Source organism: Pantoea sp. SS70, from assembly GCF_029866845.1.
Classification (GTDB): Bacteria; Pseudomonadota; Gammaproteobacteria; order Enterobacterales; family Enterobacteriaceae; genus Pantoea; species Pantoea leporis.
The window spans coordinates 2412245-2437440 of the sequence record NZ_CP117199.1 but is presented as its reverse complement, the minus strand read 5'-3'; the positions used below and the strand labels follow the sequence as shown (position 1 = coordinate 2437440).

The window sequence follows — 25196 nt, the reverse complement described above, 5'->3', positions numbered from 1 at the left end:
ACCTCTCTGATTAAAGCGGGCGATGCGCGGTCTCTTTCGCCTTCCACAGCGCAAACAGCGTGATCAGCAACGCCAGGCTGACATACAGCGATACCCACAGCGTGCTGCCCATCTCTTTATACAAGGTCGTAATGATCAGGGGCGCAAAGCCACCGCCAATGATACCCGCCAGCGTGTAAGCCAGTGACGATCCGGCGTAGCGCACGTGGCTGGGGAACTGTTCGGTGACAAACGCCGCCTGCGGTCCGTACATCACCGCATGAATCAGCAAGCCGCCAATGACCGCCAGCACAATCAGCACCGGCTGTGAGCTATCCAGCAGCACAAAGAACACAAACGACCAAACGATTGCCAGCAGCGCACCGGCAATGTAAACCGGACGACGGCCGAGCTTGTCGGAGAGCGCACCAAACATCGGCACCGTAATCGCATTGCCAATTGCGCCGAGCATAGTGGCCATTAACGCCAGCGGACGCGGCAGTTGCAGCACGGTGGTGACGTAGGTGAGGGTAAACACCACCACCAACGCGTACAAAACGTCGGAGCCGATACGTGAACCGCCAGCGATCAGTAGCTCACGCGGATAGCGAACAAACACCTCTTTCAGCGGCGTATGCGTGGTTTTCTCCGCCTGCTGCATCGCGACAAAGGTTGGCGTCTCTTCTACGCCGCGACGCAGCCATAAGCCAAACATCACCAGCAGCAGACTCAGCAGGAATGGAATGCGCCATCCCCACTCCTGAAACTGCTCGCCGCTCAACGCAACCGTTACCAGCGTGATAAATCCGGTACCAATCAAGGTACCGCACGAGGGACCTACCTGCGCAAACGAGGCGTTACGGCCACGCTTGTCGGCATCGCCATGCTCCATCGACAGCAACACTGCACCGGCCCATTCGCCGCCTAATGCAATACCCTGAATAAAGCGCAAGGCCACCAACAGCACCGGACTCCAGATGCCCCACACCGCATAGCCAGGCAGCAGGCCCATCAGCGCGGTGGTGACGCCCATAATCACCAGGGTGGTGATCAATACTGCTTTACGCCCGGCGACATCGCCGAGATGACCAAAGATAAAGCCGCCCACCGGACGGGAAATGTAGCCGACCGCATAGGTGGAAAACGCCAAAATAGTCCCGACCAGCGGATCGAAGCTGGGGAAAAACACGTGGTTAAACACCAGCGCCGCCATGATGTTGTAGACCGTGAAGTCATACCACTCCAGCGCGGTACCGATGGAGCTGGCCGCCGCGAGGCGACCGGTTTTGCTGTGGCTGGCGCGCGCGCCTGACGCGTGCGGCAAGGTTGAATCGGTATTAGCCATGAGCCATCTCCTGTTGGGTTAACTGCCAGCTGAGGGAGTAGAGCTGTACGTCCGCGTTGAGTGCCTGCGCGGCATCGGCGGCGAGGGTTTTACACACCTGGGCGTCGCGGCAGGTCAGCAGCAGCATCGGATGCATTGGTCGCGTTGCGCTGGTTTCCCGTGGCAGCGGCGAGCTCAGCGTGGTGTCAGGCGTCAGTAAACGTGAGGCGATATAGCCGGGCGTTTGCTGCACGCTGCTTTGCCAGCTGCCCAGCGATGCAACATCTGTACCCGCTTTTAAGGTCAGCACCGCCAGATGGCTACCGGTGCCTTGTCCATGCTGATGCGAGATGGCGCAGACGCGGCGCATCGGATTGACCATTTTGTTGAGGTTCTTCACCGACCATTCGGTCTGGCGCGTGAAGGCGGCGTGATAATCCGCACTGGTAAAGGCTTCCAGCGATGAGGTTTCATACAGGCCGAGGTATTTGCGTTCGGCATCCACCGCCTGATAACGCGTGCCGCTAAGAAAGCCGCTGATGGCCACGCGCTCTTCAACGTGTTCGTGGTCGTACCATTGGTTGAAATCCGCTTCATCTACAGCATCGATATTGGTGGCGACAAACAGCATGCCGTGGGGTTGAGTCATGATCAGCTACTCCGTTTCAGGGTGGTTTCAATCGCGGCAGCCCAGCTGAGTAATGCAGCATCGTTGCCATGGGTGGAAGAGAGCATCAGGCCAACCGGCGCAGCGCCGGGCTGATGGCAAGGCAGAGAAATTGAACAGCCATCCAGCATGTTGATCACGCTGGTGTTGCGCAGCATCAGCAGATTGACCTGCATATAACGCGCGGGATCCTCGAGCTCAGTCAGCGTGGGCGCGATCAACGGCACCGTCGGCATCAGGATGCCGTCGAAGGGCGCAACCGCCTGCTCGACGCGCTGTTTCCAGTCGGCGCGCAGTTGGTAAAGTTCGGCGGCATCCTCTTCGTTCAGTAAGCTGCCGCGATTAATGCGCGTCAGAACCTGCAGATCGTAGGCTTCTGGCTGGGATTGGGCGTAATGCTGATGCCATTGCCAGGCTTCCCACGCGGTAATGCCGCCGCGCGCGTTAATGGAATCCAGTTCTGCCAGCTCTGGCAGCGGCAGCTCGGTGATTTTCACGCCCTGCGCGCGCAGCACATCGAGCGCATGCAGCCAGGCGGCGCTGACGTGTTCGTCAAGGCCAGCCAGCACGCGCGTCTGCGGGATAACGAAATGCGCTTCTGACAGATTCCGCTCATCGATTGTGAGGGGCCGATCGGCGATCACGCTATCGAGCAACCAGCAGCTGCGCACGTCGTGAGCGATCACACCGATGCTGTCGAGCGATGCCGCCAGCGGCAGCGTTCCGCGTTGATCTATGCGGCTGGCGCTCGGTTTGAAGCCGGTTAAGCCGCATAGCGCCGCCGGAATGCGCACCGAACCGCCGGTATCGGTGCCAACCGCCGCCAGGCACATGCCGTCGCTCACCGCCACCGCTGCACCGGAAGAGGAACCGCCCGGAATGCGCTGCTGCGCGCGCTGCCACGGATTGGCGGGTGTGCCGTAATGCGGATTGACGCCGAGGCCGGTGAAGGCGAACTCGCTCATATTGGTTTTGCCAACGATGACGGCACCAGCCTGCTGCAGCCGATCCACCATGCTGGCGTTCGCCGTGGCTGGGCTGGTGTTGCTGAGCAAGCGGGAACCGGCGGTAGTGACTTCTCCGGCGACATCAAACAGATCTTTAATGCTGATGGGCAGACCATCAATCGCGCTGCGTGGCTGTTGCTGCTGCCAGCGCGCGCCGGCTTGTTCGGCCTGCTGGCGCGCAGCAGCGGTATACACCTTGGTGAAGACGCGTTTGCCTTCTCCGCTTTCCGCTGCAATTGCACTCAGTGCATGCTGGGTCGGGGTTTCAGGGCTGATTTGCCCGGCGAGCAGCTGCTGGCTCGCTTGCCATAACGTTGTCATAGAGAACCTCAGGCGATAACCGGCAGCGAGCCCGTGATGTAAGTGTGTTCCAGCGTGCGGTTCAGCACCGGATCGTGCAGCGCCATACGGAATTCACTGGAAGGACGGATCCCGCCGATGGCGCTGAGCGTGCCGCACGACATGGCGAAACCTTCCTCAACCTGGCCCGCGGCAAAATAGCGGCTTAGCAGATCAAGTGGCGTCAGCAGCGAGGAGAGGGCGCCTTGCTGATAAGTCACCCAATCACCGTTGACGTTGATCCAGGCGCGCAGCTCCAGCTGATCCCAGTGCGCTTTGACGTCCGTCATGCGCCACGCGTGACCGGCCACCGGTTTGATGCACGCCTGTTTCGATAGCGCCACGCTGAACGTTTCCAGATGACGATCGGTATGATCAGAAATCAGCGAAACCCAATATTCGCCGCGATGGAAAAACACGAAGGGTTCAGCTTCACCGGACGTCTGATCGCCGACCACTTCCAGCTGCGTTTCCTGAGTTAATTGATTGGTTGCGACACGATAAAACAGCGGCACTGCACCAGGAGCGGGCACGCCCAGCGCTTCCAGCTCCCTGATATGGTGCAGCACCGCTTCCTGATCGCGTCCTACCCAGCCCGCGATAACAAGTTGATTAATCTCAACATCCAGTACTGCCGCATCGGCGTAATCTGTTGTAAACCGTAATTGCATGGGATCGATCTCCAGGTGAGAAATGCGTGTGAAATTTCACTGTCATTTCAATCTAGCCATTTTCATGCCAGGTTTTTGTGTAATATGTCTCAGTTACCTAATAAGGATTTGCGTGATGAGTAATGTGATGGCTGAAAATGTGAGCTCGCCGACGACCCCGAAAAGCATTTCGCTTAACGAGCGCGCCTATCTGGCGTTCAAGCACCGGCTGATCACGCTGCGCTACAAACCGGGCGACTATCTCAATATCGCGCAGGTGATGGATGATCTTGAGATGGGCAGAACGCCGGTGAATCAGGCGGTGCATCGGCTGGAGACGGAAGGGCTGTTGCAGATTATCCCGCGCAAGGGCGTGATGGTGTCGCCGCTGTCAATTGATGATGCGCTGGAGTTAATTGAGGTGCGTCTGGTGAATGAGGCGCTGTGCTTGCGGCTGGCTTCGCAGCGGGTCAATGCGGCGCAGATCGTCTATCTGCGGGAGATGAATCAGCGCATTGCCAATGCCAGCGCCTCACGCGATCGCGAACAGATGATGCTGCTGGACCGCGAATTTCATCAGGTACTGGCGGACATCGCCGCCAACGGTCGGCTGGCCGATATTCTCAGCATTATCCACGCGCAGGCGCAGCGCTTCTGGGCCACCACGCTTTCCAGCGCTGCGCACATGAACGAAGTCATCGCCGAACACGAAGCGATCATTGCGGCGCTGGAGCAGGGAAATGCCGAGCTAGCGGAAGAGGCGGCGCGGGTGCATATCTATTCGTTTAAACAGGCGCTGCTGAATAATTAATATTCGGCTTCTTCACCCGGCAGCGGAATAGAGAGTTCCATGCCCTCAACCCCGGCGTAGAAAATAATCAGCTCGGCACGCTGATCCGTGGTGAAACCACGATGGGCAATGTCGATGGATTCATTAAAGGCTTCGCCAGCGTTAAACGTTTTAGTCTCGCCGCTGGCTTTGTCTTCGATAGTCAGCGATCCCGATAAAATATACGCGGTATTCGGCATAGGATGCGTATGCCACGGCAGCTCGGAATGTGCAGGAATGGTCATCTTCATCACCGTGATCTCGGGCTTACCGGCTGGATAGTGTTCAATATGCTGGCCATTCCAGGCTTGCCCGCTTTGCAGTAGCGTTTCTGCACTGTTTTCATGTTCGTTATCGGCGCTCATCCCATTCCTCTGAATCGTCATTAAAATCTCTCCCGCACAGGATAGTGCAAATCAGCAAGGCTGCGCGTGCAATCACTGTCAGCCTAAGCCGCTCGGTGATGCTCGGGTCACTTGTAAAAGAATTGTGATCGGTCACCAGGAACTGCTCAAAGTAATCGATTACTTTGTTTCTCTCTGTGGAATGTAATCGATTTCTTTTTGGCGCGAGGTCAGCATGGTTTCGACAACTACAGGTTCTGAGATTGCGGTGAGGCAGCAGCGTCTGCTGATTCCCCGCTTGTCATTGATGATGTTCATGCAGTTTTTCATTTGGGGAAGCTGGTCCGTAACGCTCGGGCTGGTGATGACGCAGCACAACATGTCATTGCTGATTGGTGATGCTTTCTCAGCAGGGCCGATCGCCTCAATACTGTCGCCGTTTGTGCTGGGCATGTTGGTTGACCGCTTCTTCCCTTCACAGAAAGTCATGGCGGTGATGAACCTGGCGGGCGCGGTGATTTTATGGTTTGTCCCGGGCGCGCTGGTGGCCGAAAACGGCGCGCTGCTGATTGGCTTGCTGTTTGGCTATACGCTGTGTTTTATGCCGACGCTGGCGCTCTCTAACAACATTGCCTTTCACAGCCTGGCCAGCAGTGACAAAAGTTTTCCGGTGGTGCGGGTGTTCGGCACCATTGGCTGGATTGTGGCGGGCATCTTTATTGGTGTTACCGGCATCGCCTCCAGTACCGCGATTTTCACCCTGGCCGCAATCTGCTCGGTGGCGTTGGCAATTTACAGTCTCACGCTGCCGCATACGCCTGCACCGGCGAAAGGCATGCCGCTAAAAGTGCGCGATCTGTTCTGCGCGGATGCCTTTGCGCTGCTGAAAATCCGTCACTTCTTCGTCTTTGCTCTCTGCGCCACCTTGATCTCCATCCCGCTCGGCACCTATTACGCCTACACCGCGTCCTGGCTGGCGGATGCGGGCGTGAGTAACGTCAGTACCGCGATGTCATTTGGTCAGATGTCGGAAATCGTCTTCATGCTGGTGATCCCGCTGCTGTTCCGCCGCCTTGGCGTCAAATACATGTTGCTGGTCGGCATGGTGGCGTGGTTTGTGCGCTACGCGCTGTTTGCCATGGGCATGAACGATGAAAGCCGCGCACTGATCTACATGGGCATTCTGCTGCACGGTGTCTGTTATGACTTCTTCTTTGTGGTGGGCTTTATCTACACCGACCGCATCGCCGGCGAGAAAGTGAAAGGGCAGGCGCAGAGCATGGTGGTGATGTTCACCTACGGTATTGGCATGCTGCTGGGTTCGCAGATCTCGGGCGCGCTGTATAACCGCCTGATTGCCGGACAGGGCACGGCGCAAAACTGGGCAACATTCTGGTGGATCCCCGCGATTGCCGCGGCGGCGATCGCCGTTCTTTTCCTCTTCACCTTTAAATACCGGGATGAAGCGGTTTGATTGACGGGAGGTGTAGGTGAAAACGTTAAAAGGACCGGGAATTTTTCTCGCGCAGTTTATTGGGCAACAGCCACCATTTAATTCGCTGGCAGGGTTGGCGCAATGGGCCTCTGCGCTCGGTTACAAGGCGCTGCAGATGCCTTGTAATCACCCGCTAATTTTTGATCTGCCGCGCGCCGCAACCAGTCAAACCTATTGCGATGAAGTGACGGGTTTGCTGGCCAACTACGGCTTGCAGATCAGTGAATTATCGACGCACCTGGAAGGCCAGCTGATTGCCGTCCATCCGGCGCACGATCGCGCCTTCAACGGCTTTGCCCCCGCCGCCTTGCACGGCGACAAAGAAAAGCGCACCGCGTGGGCGATTCAGACGGTGAAGCTGGCAGCGGCCGCGTCAGCCAACCTGGGATTGCAGGCCCACGCGACGTTCTCCGGTTCGCTGGCTTGGCCATATCTCTATCCGTGGCCGCCACACAATCCTCAGCTATTGAGTGAAGCTTTCTCAGAACTGGCGCGGCGCTGGCTGCCGGTGCTGGACGAGTTTGATCGCTACGGCATTGATGTCTGCTACGAGATCCATCCCGGTGAGGATTTGCATGATGGCGTGACGTTTGAACGCTTCCTGGCGTTGGTGAACAATCATGCGCGCTGCAACATCTTGTTCGATCCCAGCCACTTGCACTTGCAGCATATCGATTATCTGCAGTTCATCGATATCTACCATCGGCGCATTAAGGCCTTTCACGTTAAAGATGCCGAATATCTGCCGAACGGACGTAGCGGCGTGTATGGCGGTTATCAGCGCTGGATAGATCGTGCTGGTCGCTTCCGCTCACCCGGTGACGGACAGATCGATTTTCCGGCCATTTTCAGCAAGCTGGCGCAGTACAATTATGCCGGGTGGGCGGTGCTGGAGTGGGAGTGTTGCCTGAAAGAGGCGGAAACCGGCGCGCGCGAGGGCGCCGACTTCATTCGTCGCCACATCATTCCGGTGGCCGAACGTGCATTCGATGACTTTGCCGCACAACCGCAGCAGGCAGCCAGCATCCGCGCGCAGTTGGGGCTGAGTGCGGCAGAGTCGCATGATTAAGGCGGGCGCGAAATTATGCTAGCCTCCGTAGTATCTGACTGAGCAAGAGTTGCAAGCATGTCCATCCAAAAAATCGCCCGCTTAGCGGGCGTTTCTGTGGCAACAGTTTCACGGGTACTGAATAACAGCGATACGGTAAAAGCGCTGAATCGTGAGAAAGTCCTGCACGCTATTAAAGCGAGTAATTACCAGCCAAATTTATTAGCGCGTCAGTTGCGTACTGCGCGTAGCTCAATGATTCTCGTGATGGTGTCGGATATCTCCAATCCCTTTTGCGCCGAGTTGGTGAAAGGCATTGAGGAGCAGGCGGAGAAAAACAGTTATCGCATTCTGTTGTGCAATTCTGGCTCAGACATCGAGCGCTCCCGCTCCAGTTTGCAATTGCTGGCCGGGAAAATGGTGGATGGCATTATCACTATGGATGCGTTCAGTAAGTTGCCAGAACTGGCGCAGCTGATTGGCGAAACGCCGTGGGTGCAATGCGCGGAATACGCCGATGCCGGTGATGTCTCCTGCGTGGGCATTGATGATGTGCAGGCATCAAAGCACGTCGTGGCGTTTCTGGCGGGCAGGGGACGACAGCGTATTGCCTTAATCAACCACGATCTCAGCTATAAATATGCGCAGCTGCGGCAGGCGGGTTATCAGCAGCAACTTATCCATGAAGCACGCAGCTGGCAGGCCATCACGTACGCCACCGAGCTGAGTTTTAATGCCGGTAAACAGGCGATGGAAGCCTTGCTGAGAGCGCCCGAGCGTCCAGATGCCGTGTTCGCCGTGTCGGATACCTTAGCGGCGGGCGCGCTGTCAGCCATTCATGCCGCCGGGCTACGCGTGCCGCAGGATATAGCGGTGACGGGATTTGATGGATCCGACCTCGCCGAAATGGTCACGCCGCCGCTGAGCACGCTGGCGCAGCCGTCGCGCGCTATGGGGCGCAAGGCGTTTACCTTGCTGCTGAATAAGATCGATCAACCTGATTCGCCGGCTCAACGCATTATGATGGACTGGCACTTTGTGGCGCGCGCCAGTACTTAATCGGCGTTTACGAAGGTTGCGAAGTTGATGGTCTGATGATGTAAAGGTGCCGCTCAGAGCTTCAGGTCCGTATTTTTCAACCAAACAGGCGCTGGCGGTTTTGCGTCAGCGCGTGCGCCACATCAGGCAGCATCGGGAAAGAACTCTGACCGCCATATTTCTGGATTGAGCAGGAACTGATTTCAGCCGCGAAAGGAATCGCTTCTTCCAGATCGATGTTGTTCACCAGGCAATAGGCGATACCGCCAATAAAGGAATCTCCTGCGCCGGTGGTATCCACCACATCCGGACAGAACACGGCAGGATAATGTCTGGCACCGGCATCACCGGATAACACCGCGCCTTTCTCGCCCAGCGTGATAATCACCCGGCCATTCACCTTCTGCTGTAGCGCTGCCGCACAGGCCATCGCCTCTTTAACCGAAGTGACAGCGGTTTTACTCATAAAGCTGGCTTCGGTCTCATTCACCACCAGTAAATCGACCTGACTCAGCGCCTGCGGAGAGATTTCGCGCGCCGGCGCGTTGTTGAGCAAAATCTGGCAATCATGACGGCGTGCCACGCTGATGGCTCGTTCAACCACACGATCGGGAATTTCCGACTGCAGGATTAACAGAGGCCGATCGCTAAATAATCCATCGTGAATATCGGGTTCGCTAATCAGGTAGTTTGCGCCCTTAATAATGGTGCTGCAATAATCGCCGGATTCCAGAATCTGCACGATGCCAATGCCGGAGGTTTTTCCGCGCTGGCTAATGTTATCTACCGATACCCCGTTTTCATTCAGCGATTTTATGAGTTCGCTGCCATAAATATCATTGCCCACACAGCCCACCATATTGACGTTCAGCCCCAGCTTGGCGCACTGAACCGCCTGGTTTGCCCCTTTACCGCCCGGCATCAACATTAATTCGTTGCCGGTAAACGTCTCCCCAATTTCCGGCAGGCGATCCTGCTGGACAAGAATGTCGTAGTTAAGACTGCCAATAACAACAATATTATGTTTCATCATTTCGGCCCTTAATTGGCGGTGCGCTTGGACGCAACCGCATTTCTGGTGTTGTGTAAACTGGTCTGACTTTTTTCGCTGGTCTTGCTGGCGATAAGGGTAAAGATGGCATCCAGAATATTCAGATGCACAATGCGCGTGGTGGCGTTCTCTCCGGTAATTGGATTGTTTTTAACCGACGAGATAATCGAGTGCCGGGCAATTAAACTCAGTGGGCTGTTGGGATAATTGGTCAGGCAGATGGTTTCTGCGCCGTTCTCATTCGCCGCTTTTACCATCTGAATAATGTCCGTGGTTTGGCCGGAGTGAGAAATCGCCAGCAGGATATCGCCGGGTTGCATCAATGAGGCGGTCATCAGCTGCTTGTGGCTGTCACTAAACACCGACGAGAAGATGCCGATCTTCAGCAGCTTATGATTGAAGTCATCACAGATAGAACCTGAACCACCGCACCCGGCAATAACTATGCGTGCGCTTTCTGGTTTATTAATAAACAGATACGCCACTGCTTTTATCACGGCACTGTTAATCACGCTCAGGGAATCCTGCAGTGCCAGCACCGAATTTAAAAAGGTGCTTTCAATCACCTGCTCGACATATTTTTCTGAATCCGGGATTACCGGAATATCGATGATATCTTCCTGCGTGCTGACTTGCCGGGCGATATTGATTTTCAGATCGTGAAAACCGGTAAAACCGAGTTTCTTCGATACTTTAGTAATGCTCGAGACGCTAACATTCAGATAATTCGCAATATCAGTGATGCACATTTTAGATAAAGACTGCGGATTGTCGTCAATAAAACGTGCAATTGAACGTTCCTTTTTTCCCAGCTCAGGCGCAAGGGTGCGAGCCAGCAGGAATATCTCATTGCCTTTAAGTCGATTATGCATTTTGCGCGCCCATTAAAAAAGTTGTCGCTAAGCTAGCATGGCATTTAGGGGAAAAGTGTTAACTGGATCACACACTGTAAAACGTTTTACTGATGCATTTTACTGTTAGTAAAATAAAAGTATCCTTATTGCGACTGTTATTTCATTAACAGTAAAATGGCCATTTAACCTATTGTATTACAATGATTTTTCTAGCAGTAAAATTTTTACTATTATAAATCTATCGTTTATTTTATTAGCGGTAGTATTTAGCTGATCGCATTTACCTGATGAATATTCTCATTTATAAGGAAATGGAAATCCCATTAAAGGTAATTTAAAAAATGAAATTCTCATCACGTATAAATTCATTTCGCTCCAGAGCCGATCTGTTTGCGGCGAAGAACAACATGGATACTTGCGATCTTATTACGCGTATGGGTAGCGTTGCGGGCTTGACGCATATTGAGCTGAATTATCCGGAGCACTTTATTGGTCAGGATAAAGCGCTGATTAAACAGACCATCGCTGATAACAATTTGCAGGTGGGCGGCATCGCTCTGCGTTATAACAAAGAGTTCATCGAGGGTGAATTCACCAATCCTGATGCCGCACTGCGTAAAAAAGCGATCGAAATTACCCTCGAAGCCGCAGAGATGTGCAAATACCTCGGCGGCAATACCGTCACGCTGTGGTTTGGCTATGATGGTTACGATTATCCATTCCAGCAGGATTACTTCCGCGCCTATGAGTGGCTGGTCAGCGCACTGCAGACCGTGACCCAGGCACACGCGGATATGCAATTCAGTTTTGAATATAAGCCGTATGAACCGCGCACCTTCTCCTTTATTGGTGATGTCTCTTCAACGCTGATGCTGATTGATGATGTAGGCTCCGACAATCTCGGTATTACCCTCGATTTCTGTCACATGATCATGAAGAAAGAGAATCCCGCTTTCTCACTGTTCCAGTCGGCACGCAAAAACCGTCTGGTGGGCTTCCACCTGAATGATGGTTATGGCCATTTTGATGATGGATTGATGCTGGGTTCCGTGCACCTGATGCAGACGCTGGAATACATCTATTACGCAAAACGCGTTAACTTCAGCGGCCTGATCTATTTCGATACCTTCCCAAGCCGTGAAGATCCGGTTGCCGAATGCGCGCAAAACATTCGCATGTATAAAGCGCTCTCCAGCTTTATTGATCGCCTGAGCATTGATGAAATCGATCAGCTGATTAAAAGCCAGGATGCGCTGAAAGTGCAGGGCATGCTGATGAAAATCATCGCTGAATAAAAACAAAATCAAAACTTACCTCTATTAACTACCACCAGTCAGTGTCTGACACGGGGGAAACTATGTTCGACAAAATAGGTTTGCCTAAAAACTTGCTTTGGGGCTATATCGGCCTCGCGATATTCATGATCGGCGATGGTGTAGAACAAGCGTGGATTGCCATCTGGCTGGTGGATAAAGGGCTGTCTGTCGCGCAAGCCTCTTATCTGATCACCGCATACGGTGTCACCGTGACGCTGGCGGCCTGGGTGACCGGCGTACTGGTGCAAACCCTCGGCCCGCGCAAAGTGATGCTGTATGGGTTGATCACCTTTGTTATCGGCAGTATCGGGTTTATCGGCGTTGGCCTCAAGACCATGCACATGGCCTGGATGCTGCCGTTTTATGCCATTCGCGGCATCGGTTATCCACTGTTTGCCTACTCGTTTCTCATCTGGATTAACTACAGCACGCCGGTGGAGCGCCGTTCTACCGCAGTGGGTTGGTTCTGGTTTACCTTCTCGCTGGGTTTGAGCGTCATCGGTCCGTTCTTCTCCTCGCTGGCATTGCCGGTGATGGGCGAAATTCATGTGCTGTGGGTCGGCATGGTATTTGTGGTCGTCGGCTCCGTGTTAGGCATTTGGGTGAACCGCGACGTGGTTCCGGCATCTGAAATTCATCCCTTCAGCGCGGCGGAGTTAATTAAAGGCATCACCATTTTGCAGCGTCCGGTGATTGCGATGGGATTGGTGGTGAAATCGGTCAACGGCATCGCCCAATATGGTCTGGCGACCTTCCTGCCGCTCTATCTGATCAGTTTCGGCTACAGCAAAACCGAATGGCTGCATATGTGGTCGGCGGTGTTCCTGGTGGCGATTTTCGCCAACCTGTTCTTTGGTTTCTTTGGCGATAAGTTTGGCTGGCGTACCACTATTATGTGGGTCGGTGGCTTTGGTTATGCCGCCGTGCTGATTCTGGTTTGGGCGGTGCCGCAGGTGCTGGGCCACAACTTCTATGTGATGGCGTTCGTGCTGTGCCTGTGCGGTATTACCATGGCCGGTTATGTGCCGCTGTCGGCGCTGTTCCCGTTGCTGGCCCCGGACAGCAAAGGCGCGGCAATGTCGGTGCTGAATCTGGGTGCAGGTCTGGGCGCGTTTATAGCTCCTGCTATCACCGCACTGTTCTACTCATCGCTGGGTGCGGGTGGGGTGCTGGGGATTTATGCCGGGCTTTATGTTTTGAGCGGGGTATTGACGCCATTCCTGAAAACGCCTGAAGAGTTGGATGCGCGGGTGGCGATGACGGACAAAGCGGCCTGAAAGACGTGAGATTTTGGTTATAAAAAAAAGCCCAGTTAATTAACTGGGCTTTTTATTGCGGTTAAGAGATTAGACGTTGAACAAGAAGTTCATCACATCGCCATCTTTTACAATGTACTCTTTACCTTCTGAGCGCATTTTACCGGCTTCTTTCGCGCCTTGTTCGCCTTTAAACGCGACGAAATCTTCAAATGCGATGGTCTGAGCGCGGATAAAGCCTTTCTCGAAGTCAGTGTGGATTTTACCCGCCGCCTGTGGCGCGGTGGCTCCAACAGGAATGGTCCATGCACGCACTTCTTTCACGCCTGCGGTGAAGTAGGTTTGCAGGTTGAGCAGCGCATAACCGGCGCGGATCACGCGGTTCAGGCCCGGCTCTTCCAGGCCCAGTTCAGCCATAAACTCGTCGCGCTCGTCATCTTCCAGCTCAGCGATATCAGACTCAACGGCAGCACACACTGGCACCACCACCGAACCTTCGGCTTCGGCAATCGCACGCACCTGATCGAGGTACGGATTGTTTTCGAAACCGTCTTCGTTGACGTTAGCGATGTACATGGTTGGCTTCAGCGTCAGGAAGCTGAGGTAGCGGATGGCCGCTTTCTCGTCAGCATCCAGATTCAGTGCGCGCAGCATGCCCGCTTCTGACAGATGCGGCAGGCACTTCTCCAGCGCAGCCAGCTCGGCTTTGGCATCTTTGTCGCCGCCTTTGGCTTTCTTCTGGCAACGCTGAATCGCACGTTCGCAGGTGTCGAGATCCGACAGCGCCAGCTCGGTGTTGATCACGTCAATATCTTCCGCCGGGTTAACTTTACCCGCTACGTGGATGATGTTGTCGTTTTCGAAGCAGCGCACCACGTGACCGATGGCTTCGGTTTCACGGATGTTGGTCAGGAACTGGTTGCCCAGGCCTTCACCTTTGGACGCGCCTTTCACCAGACCGGCGATATCGACGAATTCCATGGTGGTGGGCACGACGCGCTGTGGCTTAACAATCTCGCTCAGCTGATCGAGGCGCAGATCGGGCATTGGCACCACACCGGTGTTTGGCTCGATGGTGCAGAACGGAAAGTTGGCTGCTTCGATACCCGCTTTAGTTAGCGCGTTGAACAGGGTGGATTTACCGACGTTCGGCAGGCCCACAATACCGCATTTAAATCCCATGGTCTGATTACCTTTCTCACTGAGTGCGCAGCGCTATTAAATAGCGCCGACAGATTCAAAAAATTTCGCGCATTATACACAGAATTGCCTTCTGCGGCGCGGGAATTGGCCTTAGCCCGCCTTGAACGCGTGCAGGCGGTTCATCGCCTTAATCTTGTCTTCTTTCAGCCACAGTTCGGTGCAGCGCACCGCTTCGTCTACGGCATCATCAATCAGCTTTTGTTCGCTGGCTGGCGGCTTACCCAGCACGAAACCAGTCACTTTATTGCGGTCGCCAGGATGGCCAATACCCACGCGTAAACGGTGAAAATTATTGTTGTTGCCCAGCTTGCTGATGATGTCTTTCAGGCCGTTATGGCCGCCGTGGCCGCCACCTTGCTTGAATTTCGCCACGCCCGGCGGTAAATCCAGCTCATCGTGCGCTACCAAAATCTCTTCTGGCGCGATGCGATAAAAAGTCGCCATCGCCGCCACCGCTTTGCCGCTGAGATTCATAAAAGTGGTGGGCACCAGCAGGCGCACATCTTCTCCCGCCAGCGACAGGCGCGCGGTGTAGCCATAAAACTTTGGCTCGTCTTTTAACGACTGATTGTTGCGGCTCGCCAGTAAATCGACATACCAGGCGCCAGCGTTATGGCGGGTTGCGGCGTATTCAGCGCCGGGATTGGCCAGCCCCACAATCAGTTTAATGCTGCTCACGATGTTTATCCTGTCTTGCTGCGGAAAGGGCGATAGTTTACTGCCTGGTGGCACGGATGACAAAGGCCACGCGCCACAGATAATGTCTCTACGTGACTAATCATTTTCTATCGAAATCAAGGCGCTGGCGGTAAAGATTTGTCAAAGGTTGTGAAGGATATGTGATCCTGTACGCAACTTAAGCGGCAGGTATTGCCTAAGCTTATGGCTAGTTAACCATACGTGCTGTTTTGCTTTTAAAAGGATGGAGGTGGATCATGAAACGTCAAAATTGCCGCTTTGTAGGTAACGGTTTGATGTGTTTGGGTTTACTGACGATGGTATTAGGCGTCGGCTATTCCATTATCAACCAGCTTCCTTCACTCAACCTGCCGCAATTCCTTGCGCACGGTGCGATGTTCAGCATCTTCGTTGGCGCTTTACTTTGGCTGGTGGGCGCGCGCGTCAGCGGACGTGAGCGCGTGGAAGATCGTTATTACTGGTTACGTCATTACGGCGATAAGCGTTGCCGTCGCAATCACTCATCACATTAAGTGAGTACGGTTTGCTGCAGCGGCTGTAACTGCGCGAGATAACGTTCGATGCGGTTACGGCCGCTGGCTTTTGCGCGGTACAACGCTTCATCGGCCAGCGCCAGCAACAGCGGGAAGGGTTCGCCAGGCTGCAGCGCGGTGGCATAACCGATGCTGACGGTATAACGCACGTCGTTAGGTTGCGACAGCTGTGTCGCCAAACGGATACGTTCACATACCCGCTGCGCCTGCTCGGCATCGCCGGGAATGATCGCAGCAAACTCCTCGCCACCCAAACGGGCAAAATGTCCACTCTCCGGCATCAACGCCTGCACCACCTGACAAAAATCGATTAACACTTGATCGCCTTGCTGATGGCCGAAACGGTCATTGATGCTTTTAAAATGGTCCAGATCGAACAGCACCGCGCTATAGACAAAGTGTTGTGACTGTCGCGCGCTGCGCAATAACATTTTATCGGCCTGCTCGAATAGCGCGCGGCGGTTCCACACGCTGGTGAGCGGATCGTGCATTGATGCCAGTTTATGGGCGATTTGCGTGCGTTCGTTGACCATCGCCAGAATGGTGAAACTCAGGCCAATAACAAACAGGATCGATTCAAGAATCACATACACCGAGAAGCTGGAACCGCCAATCGCACCGCGCACCGGCATCGCCACCGCATCGTCCAGAAAGATACGCGCCACGTGAAACAGCAAATGGATCCATAGCAGGATTTGCGCCGGCCAGAAGGTGACGGTCAACGACGCGCGCACGCGCCACAGCAAGCGGATTAGCGCGCCGGTATAGATGATGCACAGCAGGCAAACCACCAGCACGCGCTTCGGCTGGCTGTGATAAAACGCGGGGAACAGGCACAAAATCGCCCACAACAAACCGCCGCCTAACCAGCTGAGGCCAATCGCTTTTCCGCAGAAGATGCGGAAGGCATTGAGCAGATTGCCATAAGCCAGCAACAGCATGACGTTGCCGACCGCGACCGGTAAAAAATGGAATCCCGCACTGCGTAAGCTGCTAAGGAACACCGCCGCCAGGGTTAAAACCAGCGCCAGCGTGGTGCAGCCCAATACGCGATCGTACTGCGCACCGATCCAGGCAAAAATTAAAATGATACTCAAAAACCCCAGCACAAAGAGCTCGCAAACAAACAGCGTGTAGAGGTCGAGAGTCATAATGGTCGGAGCTCGGGGAAAAAGTGGGAAGAAAATAGCATTAAACATTGGACCGCTAAAGGGCGGCAATGCGAGTCACCAGAAAAGAGTGGATGGCAGCGAGAATAGCGAGATTTAACGAAATTTATCGCGCAAATATCAATGGGGAAAGTGGCTTAATCGGTGAGTCAGATTGAGGGCTGGGTGCAAAGAAAAACCGGGCACGAGGCCCGGTTTCACGCGATGAATTAATGCTCAAACATCGCGGAGATTGATTCTTCGTTGCTGATACGACGAATCGCTTCGGCCAACATGCCAGACAGCGTCAAAGTACGCACGTTTGGCAGAGATTTCATCTCTTCAGACAGCGGAATGGTATCGCAGACAATCACCTGGTCAATCACCGACTTACGCAGGTTTTCCACCGCATTGCCGGAGAAGATTGGGTGAGTAGCGTAAGCGAAAACACGTTTCGCGCCGCGCTCTTTCAACGCTTCAGCCGCTTTGCACAGCGTACCGCCGGTGTCGATCATATCGTCGACCAGTACACAGTCACGACCCGCAACGTCACCAATAATATGCATCACCTGCGAAACGTTCGCGCGAGGGCGGCGTTTGTCGATGATAGCCATATCGGTATCGTTGAGCAGTTTGGCGATGGCGCGCGCACGCACTACGCCACCGATGTCTGGGGAAACTACAATGGGATTTTCCAGGCCAATTTGCAGCATATCTTCCAGCAGGATTGGGCTGCCGAAGACGTTATCCACCGGGACATCAAAGAAGCCCTGAATCTGTTCAGCATGCAGGTCAACGGTGAGAACACGGTCAACGCCCACGCTAGAAAGGAAATCGGCAACCACTTTGGCGGTGATCGGTACACGAGCAGAACGCACACGGCGGTCCTGACGCGCATAGCCAAAGTAAGGAATGACAGCAGTAATACGACCAGCAGAAGCCCGACGCAAGGCGTCGACCATCACAACCAGCTCCATCAGATTATCGTTGGTGGGGGCACAGGTGGACTGGATGATGAAAATATCACCACCGCGTACATTTTCGTTAATCTGTACACTTACTTCACCATCACTGAAACGGCCAACAGCGGCGTCTCCGAGGCTAGTGTAAAGGCGGTTGGCAATACGTTGTGCTAGTTCCGGGGTGGCGTTACCAGCAAATAGCTTCATATCAGGCACGAGAAGAACCTCAGGCTTGGCGTCCAGAGAATGAACGGCTCTAGAGTAACCGGCGAATACCAAAGAGCATGTTCATACGGGTGTGTTAATGCGCAACATGCAGTGTCTGGAACGGGTGACACTGTCACGTAGACGCTTTTAGCCCAGAAAGTGTGCGCTGCAACGGCGAGAGGTTAAGCCCGCGCGCCACAAATCCGCAAATCCATTTCGGGGCAAGCTCCAGCACCTGACGTGCGTCGGATTCGGTGTCAAATTCAGCAAACACACAAGCTCCGGTCCCAGTCAGGCGCGACGGCGCGTATTCTAGCAGCCAGGAAAGCAGCTCATCAACCTTACGAAAACGTTTTCTTGCCACAGCCTCACAATCATTGTGAAAAGGACGCTGTAACAGTTCATCTAATGTGCGGATTGGTGAATCGCGCGTCAGTTCGGGATCGCGGAACAGATCAGGCGTCGCGATGCTCACGCCTGGATGCGCCACCAGATACCATTTTTCTGCCGGTTCAGCCGGCTGCAATAGTTCGCCCACGCCTTCTGCAAAGGCCGCGTGACCTCCAATAAACACTGGCACATCCGCGCCCAGTTTGATGCCAATCGTCGCCAGCTCAGCAACACTTAATCCGGTTTGCCACAGATGATTCAGCGCCACTAACACCGTTGCCGCATCTGAAGAGCCGCCGCCAAGCCCGCCGCCCATCGGCAAAAGCTTCTCCAGCGCGATGCTGGCACCGGCCTGCGCGGGCAAGGTGCCACGCGCAGCGGCAACGGTTTTTAACGCCTGCGCAGCACGCACAATCAGATTCTCGTCATCCGGCACGCCAGTCAGCGGCGTCAGCAGCGTTATCTTGCCGCTGCTGTCCGGTGTGATTTCCAGCGTGTCACCGTAATCGAGGAACTGAAACAGCGTTTGCAGATTGTGGTAGCCGTCAGCACGACGGCCAGTGATATACAGGAACAGATTCAGTTTTGCTGGCGCGGGCCACGTGGTGATCATTGGGTGGTCCAGCTATCCATGCGTAATTTGATGCGCTGACCGCCTTCAGACAGCTCCAGATTGGCCGGCAGCGGCGGATTCACTTTGCTGTCGTAATCAGAAATGTTCACTTTCCACTGCTGACCGTTGCGGCTGTAGTTAAGGCTTTGCAACTGGTAATTGTTATTCAGCTGATAATCGCTGGCATCGCCCGGCAACCCCATCATCCACTGACGCAGATTGGCGAGCGGGATATCCATGCCGGTAAGCTGTGAAATCATCTTCTCGGCATCGTTACTCACGTAGCGCTTGCCTTTGTTATCCACGATCTGCACCACGGATCCTTGTGCATCCAACTGCAATTCGGTGCTGCCAAGCGGATTGGTCAGCAGCAGGCGATAGCGATCCGCAGCGGTTTGCTGCCAGTTAAAGCGTGCATACACTTTTTGCTTATCCGACAGGTAAGCGAACGCACCGCGCGTCTGATACTGGCTGATTTTCGCCACGGCTTGCTGATGCTGCTGCCATTGCGGTGACGTGGTGCTTGGGCCCGGACCTTGTGGTTTGTTAATGGTACATGCAGCCAGTAACACGCTGGCAAGGGGTAAAAGGCGCAGTAACTTGCGCGGGGGCAAATGCATCACGTGGTCATCTCCTCAGACACGTTTTTACTTCGTAACCGGTAACGCTAACCATCCGCATGTAAGCCGTCAATGCTGTTATGGCAATAATTGCGCACGATCAGTTTAATCTTATTACTGTCATAGGCTTTGTATGGCTTTTCTTGACCTGTGGCATCTTGTAGAATGCGCTGCACAAAACCCTGACAACACTTGGGATATCCCAACCCGAATCACATGACGCTGCTTGCACTCGGAATCAACCACAAAACTGCACCTGTTGCGCTACGCGAACGCGTTGCGTTTACACCAGACACGCTGGAACTGGCGCTGAATAGCCTGCTGTCCCAGCCGATGGTGCAGAGCGGTGTGGTCCTTTCGACCTGCAACCGTACGGAACTCTACCTCAGTGTAGAGCAGCAAGCCGACCTGCAGGAGAAGCTGGTGCGTTGGCTGTGTGACTATCACGATCTGCGTGAAGAGGATGTGCGCAACAGCCTCTACTGGCATCAGGATAACGCGGCGGTCAGCCATCTGATGCGCGTGGCCAGCGGGCTGGATTCACTGGTGTTGGGTGAACCACAGATTTTAGGTCAGGTAAAAAAAGCTTTTGTTGATTCGTCACGCGACCACGCGCTGAGCAGTGAACTGGAGCGCATGTTCCAGAAAACCTTCTCGGTGGCCAAGCGTGTGCGCACCGAAACCGAGATTGGCGCCAGCGCCGTATCGGTCGCCTTCGCTGCCTGTTCACTCGCGCCTCAAATTTTTGAATCGCTCAGCACCGTTAACGTGCTGCTGGTCGGCGCTGGTGAAACCATCGAGTTAGTGGCGCGTCATCTGCGCGAACACTCCGTCAAGAAGCTGATGATCGCCAACCGCACCCGCGAACGCGCTCAGCTGCTGGCCGATGAAGTGGGGGCAGAAGTGATTGGCCTCGGCGATATCGAAACCCGTCTGGCCGATGCCGACATCATTATCTCTTCCACCGCCAGCCCGCTGCCGATTATCGGTAAAGGGATGGTGGAGCGCGCGCTGAAAGCGCGTCGCAATCAGCCGATGCTGCTGGTGGATATCGCCGTACCGCGCGATGTCGAGCCGGAAGTGGGCAAGCTGGCGAACGCCTATCTCTACAGCGTTGATGATCTGCAAGCGATCATCGAGCAGAACATGGCGCAGCGCAAAGCCGCCGCCGTGCAGGCTGAAAGCATTGTGGTGCAGGAGAGCGGCGAATTTATGGCCTGGCTGCGCGCGCAAAGCGCGGTTGAAACCATCCGTGAATACCGTTCGCAGGCCGATCAGGTGCGCGCCGAGTTACAGGAACGCGCGCTGGCCGCGCTGCAGCAGGGCGCTGACGCCGAAAAAGTGCTGCAGGAACTGGCACACAAGCTGACCAACCGTTTAATTCATGCACCAACCAAATCACTGCAGCAGGCCGCGCGCGATGGCGACAGCGAACGCCTGCAGATCTTACGTGACAGCCTCGGTTTAGAGTAATCTGGTCAGTCACGACCTATCACTGGGATACCCGCTATTACATGAAGAGCTCTATTGTTGCCAAGCTGGAAGCGCTCCAGGAACGCCACGAGGAAGTGGAAGCGTTGCTGGGCGATGCCGGCGTGATTGCCGATCAGGATCGTTTCCGTGCGTTATCACGCGAATATGCCCAGCTTAGCGACGTCACCCGTTGTTTCCGCGAATGGCAGCAGGTGCAGGAAGACGTTGAAACTGCCGAAATGATGCTGGAAGACCCGGAAATGCGCGAGATGGCGCAGGAAGAATTAAAGCTGTCACGTGAGAAGCGTGAAGCGCTGGAACAACAGCTGCAAGTGCTGCTGCTGCCGAAAGATCCCGACGATGAACGTTCGTGCTTTGTCGAAGTGCGCGCCGGAACCGGCGGTGATGAAGCGGCGATTTTTGCCGGCGATCTGTTCCGTATGTACAGCCGTTACGCCGAAGCGCGTCGCTGGCAGGTTGAGATCATCAGCGCCAACGAAGGTGAGCACGGCGGCTATAAAGAAGTGATCGCCCGCATCATCGGCGATGGCGCCTATGGCCGCTTTAAGTTTGAATCGGGCGGCCATCGCGTACAGCGCGTGCCAGAAACCGAATCGCAGGGCCGTATTCACACCTCGGCTTGTACCGTTGCGGTCATGCCGGAACTGCCCGAAGCGGAAATGCCGGAAATCAACGCCGGCGATTTGAAAATCGACACCTTCCGTTCTTCCGGTGCCGGTGGTCAGCACGTTAACACCACCGATTCCGCGATTCGTATCACCCACTTGCCAACTGGCATTGTGGTGGAGTGTCAGGACGAACGTTCACAGCACAAAAACAAAGCCAAAGCCTTGGCGGTGTTGGGCGCGCGTATTCACGCGGCGGAAACGGCAAAGCGTAATGCCGCTGAAGCTTCGACGCGTCGTAACCTGCTCGGCAGCGGCGACCGTTCGGATCGTAACCGCACCTACAACTTCCCGCAGGGCCGCGTCACCGATCACCGCATCAACCTCACGGTTTACCGTCTCGATGAGGTGATGGAAGGCAAGCTGGATGCGCTGATTGAGCCGATTGTGCAGGAGTATCAAGCCGATCAGCTGGCCGCGCTGGCTGGACAGGACTAATGATCATCCGTCGCTGGCTACAGCAGGCTGTGGTAGCGCTCTGTGGCGGCGACAGCCCGAAGCGCGATGCGGAAATATTGCTGGGTTTTGTGACGGGCAAAGCGCGCAGTTGGCTGATTGCCTTTGACGATGCGGAACTGGACGCGCAGCAGTTGGAACAACTGAATGCGCTGCTGGCGCGCCGCGTCAACGGCGAGCCGATTGCGCATCTGGTCGGCGAGCGTGAATTCTGGTCGCTGCCGTTGCGCGTCAGTGATGCCACGCTGATCCCGCGTCCGGACACCGAAGTGCTGGTGGAGCAAGCGCTGGCACATCTGCCGGCCGCCGCGACGTCTCTGTTGGATTTAGGCACTGGCACCGGCGCGATTGCGCTGGCGCTGGCCAGCGAACGGCCAGGCTGCCAGGTTATCGGCTGCGATCGCATCGCGGCGGCGGTGGAACTGGCGCAGGACAATGCGCAGCGTCTGCACATTGATAACGCCCGCTTCATCCTCAGCAACTGGTTTAACGATCTTCCCGCCCAACGTTTTGATCTGATTGTCAGCAATCCGCCCTATATTGATGCCGCCGATGAACATCTGCAGCAGGGCGACGTGCGCTTTGAACCGCGCAGCGCGTTGGTGGCGGACGATCAGGGTTTGGCCGATTTACGTTTTATCATTCACACCGCACCGCACTGGCTGCACGCTGGCGGCTGGCTGCTGCTGGAACATGGCTGGCAGCAAGGTGCAGCCGTGCGCGCCATCATGACGCAGCACGGTTATCAGGCGGTGAGCACCGTTGACGATTACGGCGGTAATCCGCGCGTCACACTAGGACAATTTTTTAATAAGGAATAACGATGGCGAGCTGGTATCCCCTGATTAAACATTTTCACTTGCTGACCGTTGCGCTGACGATTTGTCTGTTTTTGCTGCGCTTCTACTGGCAAACCACCGGCTCAGCGATGCTGCAACGCCGCTGGGTGCGCATTGCGCCGCACGTTAACGACACCTTTTTGCTGTTAAGCGGTGCGCTGCTGGTGATGATTACGCATTTTTATCCGTTCACACCGCAAGGAAGCTGGCTGACGGAGAAGCTGTTAGCGGTTATTATCTACATCGCCTTAGGTTCCGTGGCATTGAGCCGTCGCCCACGTAAAATGGGGACACGTTGGATCGCCTTCCTGATTGCAATCGTAGCGTTGCTGTTTGTGATTAAGCTGGCGATGACCAAAATGCCGTTATTGGGGATTGTATGACCTCGCCAGAGCAACTCGATTACAGTAAAACACCGCTGAGTGAAGCGGTGATTGGCGCCACATGCGCCATACGCAATGATTTTTCCGCGCCTTCTGTGCAACAACAGTTGGCGGCGCTGGTAGATGAAGCCCGTGAGTTTGTCAGCAGCGAACAGGACGCCGATTTGCAGTTGGGTAAGCTGCTGGAGCTGTTCTATCGTCAGTGGGGATTTGGCGGCGCCAGCGGCGTCTACAATCTCTCCGACGCGCTGTGGATCGACAAAGTCTTGAAGAGCCGTCAGGGCACGGCGGTGTCGCTGGGCGTGATCCTGCTGCACATCGCCGATGAGCTGGAATTGCCGCTGATGCCGGTGATTTTCCCGACACAGCTGATTCTGCGTGCCGACTGGTTAGATGGCGAAATGTGGCTGATCAACCCGTTCAACGGCGAAACGCTGGATACGCATACGCTGGAAGTGTGGCTGAAAGGCAACATCAGCCCAACCGCCAAGCTGTATAACGACGATCTCGACGAAGCCAAGACCATCAACGTGATGCGCAAGATGCTCGACACCTTGAAATCCGCGCTGATGGAAGAGAAGCAGATGGAGCTGGCGCTGAACGTCAGCAAAGTGCTGCTGCAGATCGATCCTGACGATCCTTACGAGATTCGCGACCGTGGTTTGATTTACGCGCAATTAGAGTGTGAACACATCGCGCTGAATGATTTGACCTATTTCGTTGAACAGTGTCCTGAAGATCCGGTCAGCGAGATGATTAAAGTGCAGATTCACGCAATTGAACAGAAACAGGTAACGCTGCACTAAGCGTTACCCGATAAAAGGAAAGGAAAGGGCATGACACAGAAAGTAGTGAATATCGGCGATATCAAGGTCGCAAACGATCTGCCATTCGTTCTCTTCGGCGGCATGAACGTGCTGGAATCGCGCGATCTCGCCATGCGCATCTGCGAACACTACGTTGAGGTCACCGACAAACTCGGGATCCCTTACGTATTCAAAGCCTCTTTTGATAAAGCGAACCGCTCTTCAATCAAATCTTATCGTGGTCCTGGCCTGGAAGAGGGCATGAAGATTTTCCAGGAGCTGAAGCAGGCTTTCGGCGTGAAAATCATCACCGATGTGCATGAAGCATCGCAGGCGCAGCCGGTGGCTGACGTGGTTGATGTGATTCAGCTGCCGGCTTTCCTCGCGCGTCAGACCGATTTGGTGGAAGCGATGGCGAAAACCGGCGCGGTAATCAACGTCAAGAAGCCCCAGTTTGTTAGCCCAGGCCAGATGGGTAACATCTACGACAAATTCGTCGAAGGCGGCAACGATCAGGTTATCCTGTGCGATCGCGGCAGCAACTTCGGCTATGACAACCTGGTTGTCGATATGCTCGGCTTCAACGTGATGAAGAACGTCACCCACAATAGCCCCGTGATCTTCGACGTTACCCACGCGCTGCAAACGCGCGATCCGTTCGGCGCTGCGTCTGGCGGTCGTCGTGCGCAGGTCGCCGAGCTGGCGCGTGCCGGCATGGCGGTTGGCATTGCTGGCCTGTTCATCGAAGCGCACCCAGAGCCAAACAGCGCCAAATGCGACGGTCCATCCGCGCTGCCGCTGGATAAGCTGGAACCCTTCCTGGTGCAGATGAAAGCCATCGACGATCTGGTGAAGAGCTTCCCAGAGCTGGATACCAGCAACTGATTGTTTTTAAATATGAAAAAGGCGCCGATGGCGCCTTTTTTATTGGCTGGTCGCCATTAATGGCGATCCTACAACATGCACGATTTCCGTAAGGTT

The 25196-nt window shown here is 54.9% G+C and carries 26 protein-coding genes; 13 read left to right on the top strand and 13 right to left on the bottom strand.

The features are described 5' to 3' along the window. Nucleotides 1-10: 10 nt before the first annotated feature. From PO881_RS11330 to PO881_RS11315, 4 genes are read right to left on the bottom strand one after another with little or no spacing between them, the layout of a single operon-like run. A complete protein-coding gene (locus PO881_RS11330) occupies nucleotides 11-1324 on the bottom strand; it encodes an MFS transporter (protein ID WP_137385988.1) in 1314 nt (437 codons plus the stop codon). Continuing rightward, nucleotides 1317-1952 (bottom strand): DUF4286 family protein, encoded by a 636-nt coding sequence (locus PO881_RS11325; protein WP_280171782.1) that lies wholly within the window; start codon nucleotides 1950-1952, stop codon nucleotides 1317-1319. Before PO881_RS11325 ends, PO881_RS11330 begins: the two co-directional genes overlap by 8 nt. Nucleotides 1953-1954: 2 nt before the next feature. Beyond that, nucleotides 1955-3298, bottom strand: a complete 1344-nt coding sequence (locus PO881_RS11320) for an amidase (RefSeq protein ID WP_280171781.1) — start codon at nucleotides 3296-3298, stop codon at nucleotides 1955-1957. Between the two features lie 8 nt (nucleotides 3299-3306). Further along, nucleotides 3307-3987, bottom strand: a complete 681-nt coding sequence (locus tag PO881_RS11315; RefSeq protein WP_277973709.1) for a DUF2848 domain-containing protein — start codon at nucleotides 3985-3987, stop codon at nucleotides 3307-3309. Between the two features lie 115 nt (nucleotides 3988-4102). Between PO881_RS11315 and PO881_RS11310 the strand changes: the two genes are divergently transcribed. Beyond that, on the top strand, nucleotides 4103-4777 hold the full coding sequence (locus PO881_RS11310) for a GntR family transcriptional regulator (RefSeq protein ID WP_137385984.1): 675 nt from the start codon (nucleotides 4103-4105) through the stop codon (nucleotides 4775-4777). Here PO881_RS11310 and PO881_RS11305 read toward each other — a convergent pair. Continuing rightward, a complete protein-coding gene (locus PO881_RS11305; protein WP_167391207.1) occupies nucleotides 4774-5160 on the bottom strand; it encodes a cupin domain-containing protein in 387 nt (128 codons plus the stop codon). The two genes, PO881_RS11310 and PO881_RS11305, sit on opposite strands and share 4 nt — an antisense overlap. A 214-nt stretch (nucleotides 5161-5374) precedes the next feature. Between PO881_RS11305 and PO881_RS11300 the strand changes: the two genes are divergently transcribed. From PO881_RS11300 to PO881_RS11290, 3 genes are read left to right on the top strand one after another with little or no spacing between them, the layout of a single operon-like run. Further along, nucleotides 5375-6613, top strand: a complete 1239-nt coding sequence (locus PO881_RS11300; protein ID WP_277973708.1) for an MFS transporter — start codon at nucleotides 5375-5377, stop codon at nucleotides 6611-6613. A gap of 16 nt (nucleotides 6614-6629) precedes the next feature. Next, a complete protein-coding gene (locus PO881_RS11295; protein WP_192411659.1) occupies nucleotides 6630-7703 on the top strand; it encodes a sugar phosphate isomerase/epimerase family protein in 1074 nt (357 codons plus the stop codon). A 57-nt stretch (nucleotides 7704-7760) separates the two neighbouring features. Then, entirely contained in the window at nucleotides 7761-8741 is a 981-nt protein-coding gene (locus tag PO881_RS11290) for a LacI family DNA-binding transcriptional regulator (RefSeq protein WP_137385980.1), read from the top strand. A 76-nt stretch (nucleotides 8742-8817) separates the two neighbouring features. Here the strand turns inward: PO881_RS11290 and PO881_RS11285 are convergent, their stop codons facing one another. Both PO881_RS11285 and PO881_RS11280 read right to left on the bottom strand, forming a co-directional pair. Then, complete coding sequence (locus PO881_RS11285) at nucleotides 8818-9750, bottom strand: ribokinase (RefSeq protein ID WP_192411964.1); 933 nt, start codon at nucleotides 9748-9750, stop codon at nucleotides 8818-8820. A gap of 11 nt (nucleotides 9751-9761) precedes the next feature. Further along, complete coding sequence (locus PO881_RS11280; protein ID WP_137385979.1) at nucleotides 9762-10643, bottom strand: SIS domain-containing protein; 882 nt, start codon at nucleotides 10641-10643, stop codon at nucleotides 9762-9764. Nucleotides 10644-10966: 323 nt separating this feature from the next. Between PO881_RS11280 and PO881_RS11275 the strand changes: the two genes are divergently transcribed. Together PO881_RS11275 and PO881_RS11270 are read left to right on the top strand one after the other, a co-directional pair. Beyond that, nucleotides 10967-11920: a sugar phosphate isomerase/epimerase family protein gene (locus tag PO881_RS11275; protein ID WP_101764104.1), complete on the top strand. Its 954-nt coding sequence runs from the start codon at nucleotides 10967-10969 to the stop codon at nucleotides 11918-11920. A gap of 62 nt (nucleotides 11921-11982) precedes the next feature. Then, a complete protein-coding gene (locus PO881_RS11270; RefSeq protein ID WP_101764105.1) occupies nucleotides 11983-13218 on the top strand; it encodes an MFS transporter in 1236 nt (411 codons plus the stop codon). A gap of 69 nt (nucleotides 13219-13287) precedes the next feature. On the opposite strand, the gene ychF is transcribed toward PO881_RS11270, so the two are convergent. Beyond that, nucleotides 13288-14379, bottom strand: coding sequence for a redox-regulated ATPase YchF (gene ychF, locus PO881_RS11265; protein WP_008107633.1), 1092 nt, complete (start codon nucleotides 14377-14379; stop codon nucleotides 13288-13290). Nucleotides 14380-14490: 111 nt separating this feature from the next. Continuing rightward, on the bottom strand, nucleotides 14491-15078 hold the full coding sequence (gene pth / locus PO881_RS11260; protein WP_008107639.1) for an aminoacyl-tRNA hydrolase: 588 nt from the start codon (nucleotides 15076-15078) through the stop codon (nucleotides 14491-14493). A gap of 257 nt (nucleotides 15079-15335) precedes the next feature. Here pth and ychH point away from each other — a divergent pair, with 257 nt between their 5' ends. After that, complete coding sequence (gene ychH / locus PO881_RS11255) at nucleotides 15336-15611, top strand: stress-induced protein YchH (RefSeq protein WP_061723496.1); 276 nt, start codon at nucleotides 15336-15338, stop codon at nucleotides 15609-15611. Here the strand turns inward: ychH and PO881_RS11250 are convergent. The 4 genes from PO881_RS11250 to lolB form a co-directional block, all read right to left on the bottom strand. Then, nucleotides 15608-16783 (bottom strand): GGDEF domain-containing protein, encoded by a 1176-nt coding sequence (locus PO881_RS11250; protein WP_280171780.1) that lies wholly within the window; start codon nucleotides 16781-16783, stop codon nucleotides 15608-15610. The genes ychH and PO881_RS11250 overlap by 4 nt on opposite strands. Before the next feature lie 227 nt (nucleotides 16784-17010). Further along, nucleotides 17011-17958, bottom strand: a complete 948-nt coding sequence (prs, locus tag PO881_RS11245; protein WP_006118899.1) for a ribose-phosphate diphosphokinase — start codon at nucleotides 17956-17958, stop codon at nucleotides 17011-17013. Between the two features lie 124 nt (nucleotides 17959-18082). Continuing rightward, nucleotides 18083-18952: a 4-(cytidine 5'-diphospho)-2-C-methyl-D-erythritol kinase gene (ispE, locus tag PO881_RS11240; RefSeq protein ID WP_280171779.1), complete on the bottom strand. Its 870-nt coding sequence runs from the start codon at nucleotides 18950-18952 to the stop codon at nucleotides 18083-18085. Continuing rightward, complete coding sequence (gene lolB / locus PO881_RS11235) at nucleotides 18949-19572, bottom strand: lipoprotein insertase outer membrane protein LolB (RefSeq protein WP_101764109.1); 624 nt, start codon at nucleotides 19570-19572, stop codon at nucleotides 18949-18951. The genes ispE and lolB overlap by 4 nt, the downstream gene beginning before the upstream one ends. 216 nt (nucleotides 19573-19788) lie before the next feature. On the opposite strand from lolB, the gene hemA reads away from it, so the two are divergent. Genes hemA through kdsA form a run of 6 tightly spaced genes read left to right on the top strand, consistent with a single transcriptional unit; the run spans nucleotide 19789 to nucleotide 25100 of the window. Next, complete coding sequence (hemA, locus tag PO881_RS11230; protein ID WP_280171778.1) at nucleotides 19789-21045, top strand: glutamyl-tRNA reductase; 1257 nt, start codon at nucleotides 19789-19791, stop codon at nucleotides 21043-21045. 41 nt (nucleotides 21046-21086) lie between these two features. Then, on the top strand, nucleotides 21087-22169 hold the full coding sequence (gene prfA, locus PO881_RS11225; protein ID WP_101764110.1) for a peptide chain release factor 1: 1083 nt from the start codon (nucleotides 21087-21089) through the stop codon (nucleotides 22167-22169). Beyond that, complete coding sequence (gene prmC / locus PO881_RS11220; protein ID WP_222233307.1) at nucleotides 22169-23008, top strand: peptide chain release factor N(5)-glutamine methyltransferase; 840 nt, start codon at nucleotides 22169-22171, stop codon at nucleotides 23006-23008. Before prfA ends, prmC begins: the two co-directional genes overlap by 1 nt. A 2-nt stretch (nucleotides 23009-23010) precedes the next feature. After that, a complete protein-coding gene (locus tag PO881_RS11215; RefSeq protein WP_101764112.1) occupies nucleotides 23011-23409 on the top strand; it encodes a SirB2 family protein in 399 nt (132 codons plus the stop codon). Next, nucleotides 23406-24215: an invasion regulator SirB1 gene (gene sirB1, locus PO881_RS11210; protein ID WP_101764113.1), complete on the top strand. Its 810-nt coding sequence runs from the start codon at nucleotides 23406-23408 to the stop codon at nucleotides 24213-24215. The genes PO881_RS11215 and sirB1 overlap by 4 nt, the downstream gene beginning before the upstream one ends. Nucleotides 24216-24245: 30 nt before the next feature. Then, nucleotides 24246-25100, top strand: coding sequence for a 3-deoxy-8-phosphooctulonate synthase (gene kdsA, locus PO881_RS11205; protein WP_277973707.1), 855 nt, complete (start codon nucleotides 24246-24248; stop codon nucleotides 25098-25100). Nucleotides 25101-25196: the final 96 nt, after the last annotated feature.